Source organism: Lysobacter sp. TY2-98 (assembly GCF_003367355.1).
Taxonomy (GTDB): Bacteria; Pseudomonadota; Gammaproteobacteria; order Xanthomonadales; family Xanthomonadaceae; genus Cognatilysobacter.
In genome coordinates this window covers 746,756-760,453 of record NZ_CP031413.1, presented here as the reverse complement: position 1 = coordinate 760,453, position 13,698 = coordinate 746,756, and the positions used below count along the sequence as shown (strand labels likewise).

Genomic DNA, 13,698 nt, shown 5'->3' with positions numbered 1-13,698 from the left:
TCAGTACTCCGCGGGCACGTCGCAGGCCGTTGAGGTGAGGCGGCGCGTGCTTATACGGCCGACGATCGCCCCGATGTCGATCGCGTTTTCGCCCGGAAGGTTAGGCGCGCAGAAACGGACGGTGCCGCTAGCGTTAGCACCCGCCGCCGAGAAGCCGTTCGGCGTGAACGTAAACTTGTTCGCGCCAGCTAGCAGATTGGCGCTGGGTTTGATGGTGATGGCGGAATTCATGGTGCTGTCGCGCAATACAGTGGTTACGCTGTTCTTCGTCATCACCGCGATCCATCGATTGCCGATCGTCGCACTACATGCGGTTCCATTCGCGCTCGGGCAGACCGTCGCGCTGGCGCGCCCACTGACGGCTTCGGCGCGCGCGGTCTGAAGCAACGCCACCATCTCGTTCGCCGACCCGCTCAATCGGCTTCGCGCAATGAGATTGGCGAAGCGCGGCACGGCGATGGCCGCCAGGACGCCCAGAACAACAACCGTCACGACGAGCTCGACGAGGCTGAAGCCTCGCACGGCAGCGCGGGCGGCAGGTCGGTAGCGGCTAGTCGGCATGTTTTCCCCCAGAATCGACATACGTACCGTAAGCCACACCTGCCGATCAGGCCATTTGCTCCCGATAGGCGGCCCATCTCCGGGCGTATACGGTTCCGCTTTCGGGCGAGCGACGCCCCCCTGTTGTTCCTTCAGCGAACGCGGTCACACTCTGCACCATGCCTGACCATCGCCCCCTCGACGCTCTCTTCCGGCCTGCGGCACTCATCGCAGTGGTTCTTGCCGGCGAGGCGCTGGCCCTGATCCTTACGCTTGCTCCCGCCCAAGTGACGACATGGCGCCTGATCCAGTTCGGGCTGGCGTCACTCGCGATCCAATGGACGTCGCTCGGCACGTTGTGCGCGATCTACCTGCTGCGACGTCCGCTGTCGCGATCGTCATCGACCGCGGTCGCGTGGACATCGCTCGCTGTACTGCTCGCCATGAGCTTACTGGTCTCGCTTGCGGCCTACACGCTCGATACGTCGGGTGATCACGCGGAGAAGATGTCGTTCGTTCTGCGAATGCTCGCAATCGCTCTGATCGTCGGCGTATTCGGTCTCATGACATACCAGAACTACTGGCGGGCGCAAAAGCTGGCGGTGCGCGCCAAGCAGCTCGAATTGGAAGCGCTCCAGGCACGTATTCAGCCGCATTTTCTATTCAATACGCTCAACACTGGGGCGGCGTTGGTGCACGCCCGACCGGACGAGGCGGAACGACTATTGCTCGACTTGGCGGACCTCTTTCGTGCCGCGCTTCGGGATCCGGAACTCGTTCCGCTCGGCCAGGAACTCGATCTCACGCGTCGCTATCTGGAGATCGAATCGCTTCGCTTCGGCGAACGCCTGCAAGTGCACTGGCATCTACCCGAGACAATTCCGGACGCCAGAGTACCGTCACTCTCACTGCAGCCGCTGGCGGAGAACGCCATACGACATGGCATCGAGCGTCTGCGAAACGGCGGCGCCATCGATATCCATGTTCGCGCTTTGCCGGACCGGGTCGAGGTCGTCCTTGCGAACGACCTGCCCGACAGTCCCAGCGACGACCAAGGTCACGCGATCGGCCTCGCCTCGTCGCGCGAGCGTGTGCACGCGCTCACGGACGGGCGCGGGCACGTCGAGTCGCTGACAGAACGTGGCCGCTACGTGGCTCGGATGACGCTACCCCTCGACAGGAGCAGCGTCACCACATCGGCGTGAGCCTTCAGGTCACCACGCGATAGCACGGGCGATAGTCACCCGCGATCTTCATGCGGTGCTGCTGCACGAAGGCGCGCAGTAGCGCGTCCAGCGCCAGCATGATGTCGGCGTCACCGTGGATCTCGAACGGACCATTCTCTTCCACGCGGCGAATACCATCCTCCTTCACGTTGCCCGCGACGATGCCGGAGAACGCGCGGCGCAGGTCCGCAGCGAGCTCATGCGGCTTGCGGCCGTGATGCAGGTCGAGCGTCGCCATCGCTTCGTGGGTCGGGACGAACGGCTGCTGGAACGCGAGCGGGATGTCGACCGACCAGTTGAAGAAGAACGAATCACGATGCGCGATGCGGTGTTCGCGCACGCGACGCATGCCCTTCGCCATGCGCTTCGCCACCTCCGCCGGATCGCCGACGATGATCTCGTAACGCGACGTCGCCGCTTCACCGAGCGTGAGTCGGAGGAACTGGTCGATCTGCTCGAAATACGGCGCGGACGCGGTGGGGCCGGTGAGGATCAGCGGGAACGGCAACCCCTGATTCTCTTCGCGCAGCAGAATGCCGAGGATGTACAGAATCTCCTCGGCGGTGCCGACGCCGCCCGGGAACACGATGATGCCGTGCGCCATGCGGACGAACGCCTCGAGGCGCTTCTCGATGTCCGGCATGATCACGAGGTGGTTGACGATCGGGTTCGGTGACTCGGCCGCGATGATGCCGGGCTCGGTGATGCCGATGTAGCGCATGCGACGGCGACGCTGCTTGGCGTGCGCGATCGTCGCGCCCTTCATCGGGCCCTTCATCGCACCCGGGCCACAGCCGGTGCAGATGTCGATGCCACGCAGGCCCAGCTCGTAGCCGACCTGCTTCGTGTAGAGGTATTCGTCGCGGTTGATCGAGTGCCCGCCCCAGCACACGACGAGGTTCGGATCCCCCGGCGTCAGCACGCGCGCGTTGCGCAGCAGGCCGAACACCGAGTCGGTGATGCCGTCGGTACTTTCGAGGTCGCGGTTGCTATCGGGGCCAAGCTCGATCGCCGTGTACGCGAGATCGCGCACGACGGCAGCGAGCAGTTCGGCGACACCCTGGATCAGCTCGCCTTCGACGAAGGCCATCGCGGGCGCCTTGATCAGGTCGATGCGGACGCCGCGGTCCTGCTGCTGCACCTGGATGTCGAAATCGGGATAAAGCTCGCGCGCCGCGCGCGGATCGTCACTCGTGCTGCCGCTGGTGAGCACCGCCAGGGCGCAGCGACGCAGAAGCTCGTGCATGCCGCCACTTGAGGCATCGCGCAGGCGCGCAACTTCGGTGCGGGAAAGGATGTCGAGACCGTTGCGCGGGTAGATCCGCGCGTCGACGGTCGGAAGGATGATGCTGGAAGGTGTTTCGGTCACGGCGCTCATTTTTCCGCTTGCTGCTTTCGTCTGTTTTGTGTCCGCGGACTCTAGCGCAGGCGCTGCCGCAAAAGAAAACGGCCGGGGCGAGCCCGGCCGTCTTCACTACTTCGGGTGTCGCTTAGAACTTGTAACGCAGGGTCAGCAGGACCGACCAGCGCTGCGACGGGGAGATGCTCTCGTTCGGCGCGAGGGCCTGCGGCGAGTACAGACCCTGTGCGTTGCGGTACTTCGAGATGTCGTAGACATACTTGCCGTTCTGCACACCCTGCTCGTCCGCCAGCACGCGCTCAAGCGGGAAGGCAGCGCGGTATTCGACGCCCCACTTGTTGTTGAGCATGTTGAGGAAGTTGAAGACGTCGAGGCGGACTTCGCCCTTGTGACCCTTCATGAAGCCCGGGATTTCCTGCGAGAACGACAGGTCGAGCTGGTTGACCCACGGCGCGCGCGCTTCGTTGCGATCGAAGATCTGACCCTGGAAGCGGGCCAGTTCCGGATGCGCAGCGATGTAGTCGTAGAACGACTGGATCAGCGCGGCCGAGTTCGGCGCATTGGCCGTCGCCGGCGCCCAGACGATGTCGTTCGCGCCGGTCGGGATGTACGCCAGATCGCGGAAGTACGAGTCGCCGTTGACGTCGTTGCCGAAGATCCACGAGTACGGGGCACCGTTGTGGCCGTCATACAGCGCCGAGAAGCTGGTGTTGTACGCGCCGAAGAAGCGGTGCTGCCAGGTCACCTGCGCGAGGACGCGGTTCGGGATCTCGTAGTTCGAGGTCGCGAGGTAGTCGTCGTTCGGGTTGATCCAGTCGCGGTTCTGGAAGCTGCTGTTGGCGACGCTCGACGCGCCCGGGTTGACGTCCTTCGCCTGCGTATACGTGTAGGCGATCGACGCCGACCAGTCGTTCGCCATCGGCTTGCGCAGCGAGAACGTCAGGCTGTTGGAGAAGCCCTTGTCCGTGTTGGTCAGCAGGATCATCTGCTGGCCGAACGACGGATTGGCATTCACACGGTTGGTGTTCGCACCGCCCGGCGTACCGTTCGGGTTCAGGGCGTAACTCAGGCGACCATCCGGGAGCACGCCGGTCGGCGTACCCAGGTTGATGTTCTGGTACAGGATGCCCTTGATCGTATCGATGCGCTGGAATTCGGCGCTACCGACCGTGCCACCGAACCACGGGAACGTGTGGTCCATGCCGATCGTGTACTTGGCGACCGTCGGGATCTGGAAATCCGGATCGACGACCGACAGGTTCATCTGCGACGTGCCGTTGCCCGGCAGCGTGCGAACGCCGCCCGGGATCTGCTGGTTGTTCGGATCGGCACTGAACGCCGGATCGGTCGGCAGGCGACGACGATTCACGTCATAGCTGGCGACGGCGACGCCATTGTTCGAATACGGATTCGCGACCCACACCGCCGGCGTGTTCGACACGAACACACCCGCGCCACCACGCAGCTGCGTGTTGTCGTCGATCTGGAAGTTGAACGACGCGCGCGGCTGGAAGACGGCGTTGCCGTCGATGGTGCCCTGATTCGAATAGCCGAAGCCACCCTGCGCACCGCCCACGCCTGCGCGCGGATTCGCACGCAGACCGCAAACGGCCGGGTTGCCTTGGTTACCGAGCGTGTTCGGCGGCGCCGCGAAGCACGGGTTGAACGTCGGATCCGGGTTGATGTACGGAACGTCGTAGCGCAGGCCGTACTGGACGGAGAGCTTGTCGGTCGCCTGCCAGGTGTCCTGCAGGAACAGACCGTACTGCTTCATCTTGAACTCGGCGGCGACGTTGCCCAGGTCATAACCCGGTGCCGGCTGGCTCAGCTGGTAACGACGGTACGTACCGCTCTGGAAGTCCGCGATCGAGTTGAACGCGTACGAGCCGTTGTAGCCCTGCAGGAACAGGTTGTAGAAGTCGTCCTGCTGGAAGTCGAAGCCGCCCTTGACCGTGTGGTCACCGGCGTACCACGTACCGGCGAAGTAGGCGTTCCAGGTCTTGACCGCGAGGCGGTTCGCCTGCGTCGAGAACTCGGTGCCGATGCGCACGGCCGGACCGGTGTCGGCGCCGCCAAGGCGGACCGTCACTTCGGGCTGATGGCCACCGATCAGCGGATCGCGGTCCTGGGTGAACTCGTTGTAGCCGATCGACGCTTCGGTCGAGAAGTTGCTGGTCCAGTCGTCATACAGGCTGAGCGCGTAGCTCGTCGCCTTCTTGTCGAGGACGTACCAGTTGCTCGACAGCGGGAGGATCGGGCTCGCACCCGTCGTCGTCGCGTTGACGATGATCGGCTCGACTTCCTTCGTCTGGCTCAGGCGGAGGCTGGCGCGGTGCTGCTCGTTGATGTTCCAGTCGAACTTGACGAGCGCGCGCTTGCTGTCGGTGTCGACGTTCGAGGCGCTGAGATCACCCGGCGTCATGCCGTTGGCCTTGGCCGCGGCGATGACCTGGTCGACCTGCGCCTGCGTAATGCCCGGCACCTTCAGTGTGGCATTCGAGTCCGACGGGCCGTACGGCGCGCCCGGGCTCGTCTTCTTGCTCTCTTCGTAGCTGGCGAAGAAGAACAGCGTGTCCTTGACGATCGGGCCGCCGAGGGTGGCGCCGATGGTCGTGTCCTTCGTGAAGCCCGTCCACTTCGCGCCCGACTGGTTCTCACCAATCATGTTGTCGGCGTTCTGGTAGACGTAATAGACCGAGCCGTGGAAGTCGTTCGTGCCGCTCTTGGTGACGGCATTGACCCACGCGCCGACGCCACGACGCGTCGCCACGTCGAAGTTGGCCGTCGAGATGTTGTAGCTCTCGATCGCGTCCTGCGAGATCGGCGTGCCCTTGGTCGGCAGGCCGTTGTCGTTCAGGCCGAACGGGTCGCCCGCCTGGATGGTGTCGATCGTGATGCTGTTGTAGCGGAAGTTCTGGCCGGCGGCCGAGAACGCGCCGCGGTCGCGGTCGGTGACGACGATGCGGGGATCGGCACGCACGACGTTCTGGATCGAACGGTCCGGGGCCGGCATGCGGTCGAGGTCGCGACGCGACAGGTTGGTGCTGATGCCCTTCATGTCGGCGCCGAAGTAGGCGGCCGTGGCCTTGCCCTTGACGACGACGGAGCCCAGCTCCACGTCGGTCTTGGCGAGGTGCATGTCGACGTCGGCAACCTGATCGAGGCCGAGGTAGACGCCTTCCTGATGACCGTTACCGGCCGGCGTGCTCACCGTGATGGTGTACGGACCACCGACGCGCAGACCGCGCGCGTTGTAGTGGCCGCTCGCGTCCGTGGTCGCGTGGCTGACGGTGCCCGACTCGACGTGCGTGATCGTGACGTCGGCGCCTGCAATCGGCTGACCCGCGGCATCGGTGACGGTACCGCCGACACCCGAGGAGGTGCTCTGGGCGAAAGCAGAAGCGGCGGCAAGGGCGGTGAACAGGCCAAGCGTCAGCTTGGACAGCCGCAGGCGGCTGGGATGGGTCATACGAGGCCTCGATGGACACGGTCAGACGGAATGGCACAGCCGAAACTCCCCGTCCCGGCTGTGGTTAAGATGAGGTTAACACGCTAGGAGCCTTTCGTGACAGGCGCGTGACGAAACGCAAATCACAGCTCCCGACGGACGGCTGAAGCCTTCAGCGGAGGTAGGCGGACAGTCCGTCAAGGAACATCTGGACCGAAATCGCGACCAGCAGCATGCCCATCAGCCGCTCGATCGCGATCAGCACCCGCTTGCCCAGGAAGCGGTAGAGCACGGTGGCGAAGAACAGGATGGTCGCGGTCGCCGCCCAGGCGATCAGCAGGGCGAGGCTCCAGTCGTTCAAGCGCCCGGGCTCGTTGCTGCCCATCAGCATCACGGCCGCCATGCCCGAGGGGCCCGCGATCAGCGGGATCGCCATGGGAACGATGAAGGGCTCGCCATCCGGGATCTCGCCCATCAGCCCTTCCGGCGGTGGGAAGATCATGCGGATGCCGATCAGGAACAGCACGATGCCGCCCGCGATCGACACCGACTCCTGCCGCAGGTGCATCAGTTCCAGGGCGTACTTGCCCCCCCAGAGGAAGGCGAACAGCACGCCCAGCGCGATCACGAGCTCACGCACCAGCACGATGCGCTGACGCCGCGGCGGCAATGCCCGCAGCAGGCTCAGGAAGACCGGGATATTCCCCAGCGGATCGAGGATCAGGAACAGCAGCAGCGCTGCGGAGGCGACGGTCATGCCGGCGACGCGGTCAGTTCGGCGGGCGTCGGCGACCAGATCGTCCCGCGACGCGAGCGGCCCGCTCCGGACAGCAGCTCGACCGCTGCCGGTGCGTAGACCGACGGGTCCACGGCCTGTCGGTCCGTCTCCTCGACCCAGGCCCTCGCGCGCAGCGTCGTGCGCATCGGGCCCGGCATCAGTCCGGCGACGCGAACGCGGCTATTGGCAAGTTCCGCATGGAGAATCTGCACCGCGCCCCGCAGCCCGAACTGCGAGACCCCGTAACCGCCCCAGTACGCGGCGCCGACGCGCTCCGGGGAGTCCAGCGTGAAGACCACGGCCGCATCGTCCGCCTTGGCGAGTAGCGGCAGCATGGCCTGGGTCAGCCACCATGGCGCGGTCAATCCGACGTGGATCGAACGCGCGAAGTCGGCGGGGTCGGCGTGGACGACGGGCGTCAGGCCACGGAACTCGGCCGCGCAGTGGACGATGCCGTGCAGGCCACCGAAGCCCGATTCCAGCCGCTCGGCCAACTCAGCGTAGTCGTCGGGCGATGCGCCTTCGAGGTCGAGCGGATAGATCGCCGGCTCTGCGCCGACTGCAGCAATCCGGTCATACACGCGATTGAGCCGCGGCACCTTGTGGCCGAGCAGCACGACCGTCGCCCCTGCTTCCGCGCAGGCGACGGCAACGGCGCTGCCGAAGCCGCCGTGTGCGCCGGTGACGAGGACCACGCGGCCATCAAGCGAGCGGGACACCGACTCGCTCACGAAGCCTGCGTCTCGCTGACGATACGCGCCAGTTCGCCCGACTCCAGCAGCTCGAGCGTGATGTCGCAGCCGCCGATCAGCTCACCGTGGATGAAGAGCTGCGGGAATGTCGGCCAGTTCGACAGGCGCGGCAGGTTGGCGCGCACCTCCGGGTCTTCGAGGACGTTGATCGTGTGCAGCTCGGTCGCGCCCGCCTGACGCAGCGCCTGCACCGTGCGGCTGGAAAAACCGCACATCGGGAATTGCGGCGTGCCCTTCATGAAGAGGACGACGGGATGGCGGTCGATCTCCGCCTCGATGCGCTCCATGATGGTCATGGGCTGGTTCCTGTGCATTGCACCGCTGCGACGGATCGCAACGGCATCGTGGGGATAGAATGGGAAATTGTACGCCCCCACAAGGAGTTGCCGCATGGCCATCGAACTGCCTCCCCTGCCCTACGACCGCGCCGCGCTCGAGCCACACATGTCGGCGGAGACGCTGGACTACCACTACGGCAAGCATCACAAGGCGTACGTCGACAACGCCAACAAGATGATCGAGGGCACCGAGTTCGCCGATATGCCGCTCGTGGACATCATCCGCAAGGCGCAGGGCGGCCTGTTCAACAACGTCGCGCAGGTGTGGAACCACACCTTCTTCTGGAACTGCATGAAGCCCAACGGCGGCGGCGAGCCGACCGGCAAGCTGGCCGACGCGATCAACCTGGCGTTCGGCGACTTCGCCACGTTCAAGGAAGAGTTCGCGAAGACCTGCGTCACCACGTTCGGTTCGGGCTGGGGCTGGCTGGTGCAGCGTCCGGATGGTTCGCTTGCACTTGTGAGCACCTCGAACGCGAACACGCCGATCACCGGCGAAGACACGCCGCTGCTGACCTGCGACGTGTGGGAACACGCGTACTACATCGACTACCGCAACCTGCGTCCGAAGTTCGTCGAGGCGTTCTGGAACCTCGTCAACTGGGACTTCGTGGCGTCGAACATGAAGTGATCCGTCGCGCGACGGGTTCGACGAACGGCCGGGCAAACCCGGCCGTTCGCGTTTCCAGCGCCCCGCGCTAGGCTTGGCGGCACCAGGGGAGATCTTTCCGAATGACCGCGACCGCCATGCCGGGGTACGTGCCGTACCTCATCGCCGCCACTGTCGGCTTCAGCATCTATCGACGCATCCGCAGCCACTTCGGTCGCCAGCCGTGGCGCCCGAAACGCACGATCGCCCGTGTGGTGATCCTGTCGTTGTTCCTGGTGCCGCTCGCGTTGCTCGCCGTCGTCCGGCCGACGGAGAACTGGGGCATCGGCGTCGGTGCCGCGCTGGGTATCGGGCTCGGCCTGCTCGCCTTGCGACTGATGCGCTTCGACACCACGGGCGGACAGCCCGGTTATACGCCGAATCCGTGGATCGGCGCGGCGCTGACCGGCCTGCTGGTCGGCCGCATGGCGTGGCGTTTCGTGTCGGGCGGTTTCACCACACCGCAGACGTCCAGTCCCTTGACGCTCGCGATCGCCGCCACCGTGTTGACGTTCTACGTCGTGCAGGGCCTCGGCCTCATGCAGCGCATGAAGCGGATGACCGCCGCGCCGGGCGCGGTCGTCACGCCCTGATTCCGATCAGCGGCTCGCAAGCCGCTCGATCACCGGCGCGACCTGTGCGTCGCGCCCCAATCGCTCGCCCACGCGCTTCAGAGCCGACGCGAGCGATTCCGCATCGTCAGCGCGCAGCGTCGCGTGCCCGACCTTGCGACCCGCGCGCGATTCCTTGCCGTAATCGTGCCAATGCCCGCCCGACTCCTGGAGCACCGGCGTCGCATCCGGCATCTCGCCGATCCAGTTGAGCATGCAGGCGTGGCCGACCATGCGCGTGTCGCCGAGCGGCAGACCCAGCACGGCGCGCAGATGGTTCTGGAACTGCGACGTCTCGCTGCCTTCGATGGTCCAGTGCCCCGAGTTGTGCACACGCGGGGCGAGCTCATTGGCGAGCAGTACGCCGCCCTGCGAAAACAGCTCGAGCGCGAACACGCCTACGTAGTCGAGCGCTTCGGCGAGCCGCTTCGCGTGGCCGAATGCGAGCGCATGCGTCGCGTCGTCGGCGGTTGCGGGCGCGAGACTCGCCGACAGCACGCCGTCGACGTGCCAGTTCTCGGTCAGCGGCCACGCGCGGAACTCGCCGTCACGGCCGCGCACCGCGACGACGGACAGTTCGCGCTCGAAGTGCACGAAACCTTCGAGGATCAGCCCGACCTTCGGTGCCTGCGCGCCGAGCGCGGCCCAAGCCGCATCGATGTCGTCAGCGCTACGCAGGCGGAACTGGCCCTTGCCGTCGTAGCCGAGCCGGCGGGTCTTGAGGATGCACGGCGTACCGATCGTCGCGATCGCGGCGCGCAGATCGTCGAGCGTGTCGATGGCGGCGAACGGCGGCACCGGAATACCCAGGTCCCGGAACAGCGTCTTCTCGGCCAGTCGATCCTGCGCGGTCGCCAGTGCGCGCGGGTTAGGAAAGACGTCGACGCGTTCGGTCAGCCACTGCGCGGATTCGGCCGGCACATTCTCGAAATCGAACGTCGCGACATTCACCTGCGACGCGAATTCGGCAAGGGCAGCGTCGTCGCGATAGTCGCCCACCACCATCGGCGCGAACTGACCCGCGCAGGCGTCGGCGACGTTGTCCATGATGAGGAAACGCAGGCCAAGCGGTGCACCGGCCAACGCGAGCATGCGCGCGAGCTGGCCACCGCCGAGGATGCCGACGGTCGTCATCGGCGCGGATCGTCGTTCTGCATGACGTCGGCGGTCTGCTTCGCGCGGAACGCGTCGAGCCTCGCGCCGATCTCCGGCATCTCGGCGGCCAGCATCGAGGCAGCGAACAGCGCCGCGTTCGAGGCACCCGCATTGCCGATCGCGAACGTTGCCACCGGAACGCCGGCCGGCATCTGCACGATCGACAGCAGCGAATCCATGCCGTTGAGCGCCTTCGACTGCACCGGCACGCCAAGTACGGGCACCGGCGTCTTGGACGCGAGCATGCCCGGCAGGTGCGCCGCACCGCCGGCGCCGGCGATGATCGCGCGCAGGCCGCGATCGCGCGCCGTCGCGGCGTAATCGAACAAAACGTCCGGCGTGCGATGCGCGGATACCACGCGCACCTCGTGTGGCACGCCCAGCTCCTCGAGCTTCGCAGCCGCGTGCTGCATGGTCTCCCAGTCCGAGCGCGACCCCATCACGATGCCGACCACGGCGGCGGGCGATTGCACGGCAGCCATACGTTCCCTTCCGGTCAAAGACGTATTCTAAACGGCCCACCCGCGATTCCCTGCCATGGACCGCAAGCTGCTCGACCTGCTGGCCTGCCCGACCACCCGACAGCCGCTGCGTCCGGCCGACGCCCGCGTGCTGCACGATCTCAACGCGGCCATCGCCGGCGGCGCCGTCAAGCGCGGCGACGGCAGCCCGCAGTCGGCCGCGGTCGACGCCGCGCTGGTGACCGCCGACGGTCGCCTCGCCTACCGCATCGACGACGGCATCCCGGTCCTGCTGGCCGAAGAAGCGCTGGACCTGACGACCTGCGGCATCACCGCGGCATGAGCCTTCCGTTCGACCCGCCGCTCGCCGCGGTGGAGGCCGACGTCCGTCGCGCGCTCGAGGAAGACATTGGTACGGGCGACGCCACCGCGGCCCTTCTGCCCGACATCGACGACACCGCCTACCTGCTGTGCAAGGAAGTCGCCGTCGTCTGTGGCCGGCCGTGGTTCGACGCCTGCCATCGCGCCCTCAATCCGGACGTCGCGATCGCCTGGCATGTCGCCGAGGGGGACCGCGTGCGTGCCGGCACGCTCCTGGCGACATTGCAAGGCCGCGCGCGCGCGCTTGTCACCGCCGAGCGCGCATCGCTGAACTTTATGCAGACGCTGTCGGCGACCGCGACGGTCACGGCCGACCACGTCGCGGCGGTCGCCGGCACACGGGCGAAGATCCTCGACACCCGCAAGACGATTCCGGGCCTGCGCCAGGCGCAGAAATACGCGGTGCGGGTCGGTGGCGGCAGCAATCACCGCATGGGCCTATTCGATGCGGTGATGCTCAAGGAAAACCACATCCGCGCCGCCGGTTCGATCGCGGGCGCGGTGCGCAACGCGCGCGAACGCTCGCCTTCGCTGCCGGTGATCGTCGAAGTCGAAACGCTCGATCAGCTGCGCGAAGCGCTCGAGACCGGCTGCGAACGCATCCTCATCGATGATTTCGATGCGGACACGCGCCGCGAAGCCGCGCGCATCGCGAACGGGCGGATTCCGTTGGAAGTGTCGGGCGGCGTGGATCTCGCGAGCCTGCGCGCGATCGCCGAGGACGGCGTGGACTGCATCTCGATCGGCGGACTGACCAAGCACGTCCGCGCGATCGACCTATCGCTCAAGCTCGGTCGCAAGCCGGGCTGAGCGACTCGTCGGGGATTTAGAGCGCGACGACGATCGCCGCGGCGAGCAACGCCATGCCGATCGCGACGCCCCACAGCAGGCGCGGATCCATGCGCGAGGACTCGACCGCCTCGTGTGATTCATTCTCGGACGGCACCGTCGACAGCACGCGGAAGCGCAGCGTGTCGAAGCCGATCTCGTCGCCGATCCTGGCCTCACCGCTGAGAATGCGCTTGCCGTTGAGGAAGGTGCCGTTGGTCGAGCCCAGATCCTCGATCTGGACGCTGGTGTCGGTCGCGACGAGGCGCGCATGCGCGCGCGAGATGCCGTTTTCGTCGAAGCGGAGCGTCGACTCCGGCGCACGGCCGACGGTATTGGTCGCGGCAAGTGCGAAGCTGCGGCCGAACAGATGACCCGACATGCCGCGCAGCACGAACCTCGGCAGCGCGGCGCGAACCGTCGTCGCGAAGAGGTCGTCGTTGGCGGGCGGCGCGTTTGCGCCGGGACGCGCGGCCGCGACGTTCTCCATGCCCGTCAGGCGCGCTTCGAAACGATCGAACGCAACGCGGTCGCCGTCGCGCAGTGCGATCAGGCCACGCACCGGCGAACCGTTCACCGCGACCGATGCGTCGGTCGGCACGTCAAGCATTACGCCATTCGCGGTGACGTGCAGCTGGCAATGCTTCGGCTGTACGCCGGGCCGGTCCAGCACGATGTTGGCGTCCGGTGCGGACCCGACGCTGTTGACGCCCGGTTGCAGGATGACCTGCGGGTGTTCGCCACCCGGGAATACGAGTTTCATCGGTGATCGCCCCCTCGATCCTTGGCGGCTCTTGCCGAGATCCGCTGCGGTCGCCACAGTAACAAAATGCCAACACTGATCGTGATGATGGTCTTCACGGCCGTTGCGGTGGCGTTCTGGAACGCCGGACGCGCTGCGGCCGAACGTGCACGCGACCTGGGTCGCGACGCCTGCCGCGCCGCGCGCGTGCAATGGCTCGACGATTCCGTCCACGTCATCGGCCTGCGACCGCGCCGCCTTGAGAGTGGGAAGCTCGGATGGGAACGCACGTTCCGGTTCGACTACTCGCTCAACGGCGCCGATCGCCACCAGGGGCGCCTCGTGCTGCGCGGCGATCGCCTGGTCAGCTTCGTCGGGCCGCCGACGCCGGAACCTGTGCCATTTCCGCCGCGCGTGCCCCTCGACTGA

The 13,698-nt window shown here is 66.3% G+C and carries 15 protein-coding genes; 6 read left to right on the top strand and 9 right to left on the bottom strand.

The features are described from left to right. On the bottom strand, positions 1–522 hold the full coding sequence (locus tag DWG18_RS03690; RefSeq protein WP_162823688.1) for a GspH/FimT family pseudopilin: 522 nt from the start codon (positions 520–522) through the stop codon (positions 1–3). A 197-nt stretch (positions 523–719) separates the two neighbouring features. On the opposite strand from DWG18_RS03690, the gene DWG18_RS03685 reads away from it, so the two are divergent. Then, entirely contained in the window at positions 720–1,745 is a 1,026-nt protein-coding gene (locus DWG18_RS03685; protein ID WP_115645521.1) for a histidine kinase, read from the top strand. 4 nt (positions 1,746–1,749) lie between these two features. On the opposite strand, the gene ppnN is transcribed toward DWG18_RS03685, so the two are convergent. The 5 genes from ppnN to grxD all read right to left on the bottom strand — a co-directional run bounded on the left by ppnN (position 1,750) and on the right by grxD (position 8,400). Beyond that, positions 1,750–3,144, bottom strand: a complete 1,395-nt coding sequence (ppnN, locus tag DWG18_RS03680; protein ID WP_115645519.1) for a nucleotide 5'-monophosphate nucleosidase PpnN — start codon at positions 3,142–3,144, stop codon at positions 1,750–1,752. Between the two features lie 112 nt (positions 3,145–3,256). Then, positions 3,257–6,595 (bottom strand): TonB-dependent receptor, encoded by a 3,339-nt coding sequence (locus DWG18_RS03675; protein WP_115645518.1) that lies wholly within the window; start codon positions 6,593–6,595, stop codon positions 3,257–3,259. A gap of 151 nt (positions 6,596–6,746) precedes the next feature. Beyond that, entirely contained in the window at positions 6,747–7,331 is a 585-nt protein-coding gene (locus DWG18_RS03670; protein ID WP_115645516.1) for a YhgN family NAAT transporter, read from the bottom strand. Continuing rightward, positions 7,328–8,083: an SDR family NAD(P)-dependent oxidoreductase gene (locus DWG18_RS03665; protein ID WP_115645514.1), complete on the bottom strand. Its 756-nt coding sequence runs from the start codon at positions 8,081–8,083 to the stop codon at positions 7,328–7,330. Before DWG18_RS03665 ends, DWG18_RS03670 begins: the two co-directional genes overlap by 4 nt. Continuing rightward, positions 8,080–8,400: a Grx4 family monothiol glutaredoxin gene (gene grxD / locus DWG18_RS03660; protein ID WP_115645512.1), complete on the bottom strand. Its 321-nt coding sequence runs from the start codon at positions 8,398–8,400 to the stop codon at positions 8,080–8,082. Before grxD ends, DWG18_RS03665 begins: the two co-directional genes overlap by 4 nt. A 94-nt stretch (positions 8,401–8,494) precedes the next feature. Here grxD and DWG18_RS03655 point away from each other — a divergent pair, with 94 nt between their 5' ends. Continuing rightward, entirely contained in the window at positions 8,495–9,073 is a 579-nt protein-coding gene (locus DWG18_RS03655; RefSeq protein ID WP_115645510.1) for a Fe-Mn family superoxide dismutase, read from the top strand. A gap of 101 nt (positions 9,074–9,174) precedes the next feature. Continuing rightward, entirely contained in the window at positions 9,175–9,684 is a 510-nt protein-coding gene (locus tag DWG18_RS03650; RefSeq protein WP_115645508.1) for a hypothetical protein, read from the top strand. Positions 9,685–9,690: 6 nt separating this feature from the next. Here DWG18_RS03650 and DWG18_RS03645 read toward each other — a convergent pair whose 3' ends face one another. Next, positions 9,691–10,836 carry a 5-(carboxyamino)imidazole ribonucleotide synthase gene (locus DWG18_RS03645; RefSeq protein ID WP_115645506.1) on the bottom strand — a complete coding sequence of 382 codons (1,146 nt, stop codon included), beginning with the start codon at positions 10,834–10,836 and terminating at the stop codon, positions 9,691–9,693. Continuing rightward, positions 10,833–11,339, bottom strand: a complete 507-nt coding sequence (gene purE, locus DWG18_RS03640; protein WP_115645504.1) for a 5-(carboxyamino)imidazole ribonucleotide mutase — start codon at positions 11,337–11,339, stop codon at positions 10,833–10,835. The genes DWG18_RS03645 and purE overlap by 4 nt, the downstream gene beginning before the upstream one ends. Positions 11,340–11,394: 55 nt before the next feature. On the opposite strand from purE, the gene DWG18_RS03635 reads away from it, so the two are divergent. Further along, positions 11,395–11,661: a Trm112 family protein gene (locus DWG18_RS03635; protein WP_115645502.1), complete on the top strand. Its 267-nt coding sequence runs from the start codon at positions 11,395–11,397 to the stop codon at positions 11,659–11,661. Then, positions 11,658–12,509 (top strand): carboxylating nicotinate-nucleotide diphosphorylase, encoded by an 852-nt coding sequence (nadC, locus tag DWG18_RS03630; protein WP_115645500.1) that lies wholly within the window; start codon positions 11,658–11,660, stop codon positions 12,507–12,509. The genes DWG18_RS03635 and nadC overlap by 4 nt, the downstream gene beginning before the upstream one ends. A gap of 16 nt (positions 12,510–12,525) precedes the next feature. On the opposite strand, the gene DWG18_RS03625 is transcribed toward nadC, so the two are convergent. Continuing rightward, positions 12,526–13,290 (bottom strand): FHA domain-containing protein, encoded by a 765-nt coding sequence (locus DWG18_RS03625; protein WP_115645498.1) that lies wholly within the window; start codon positions 13,288–13,290, stop codon positions 12,526–12,528. 66 nt (positions 13,291–13,356) lie between these two features. Here DWG18_RS03625 and DWG18_RS03620 point away from each other — a divergent pair, with 66 nt between their 5' ends. Then, positions 13,357–13,698, top strand: coding sequence for a DUF3301 domain-containing protein (locus DWG18_RS03620; RefSeq protein WP_115645496.1), 342 nt, complete (start codon positions 13,357–13,359; stop codon positions 13,696–13,698).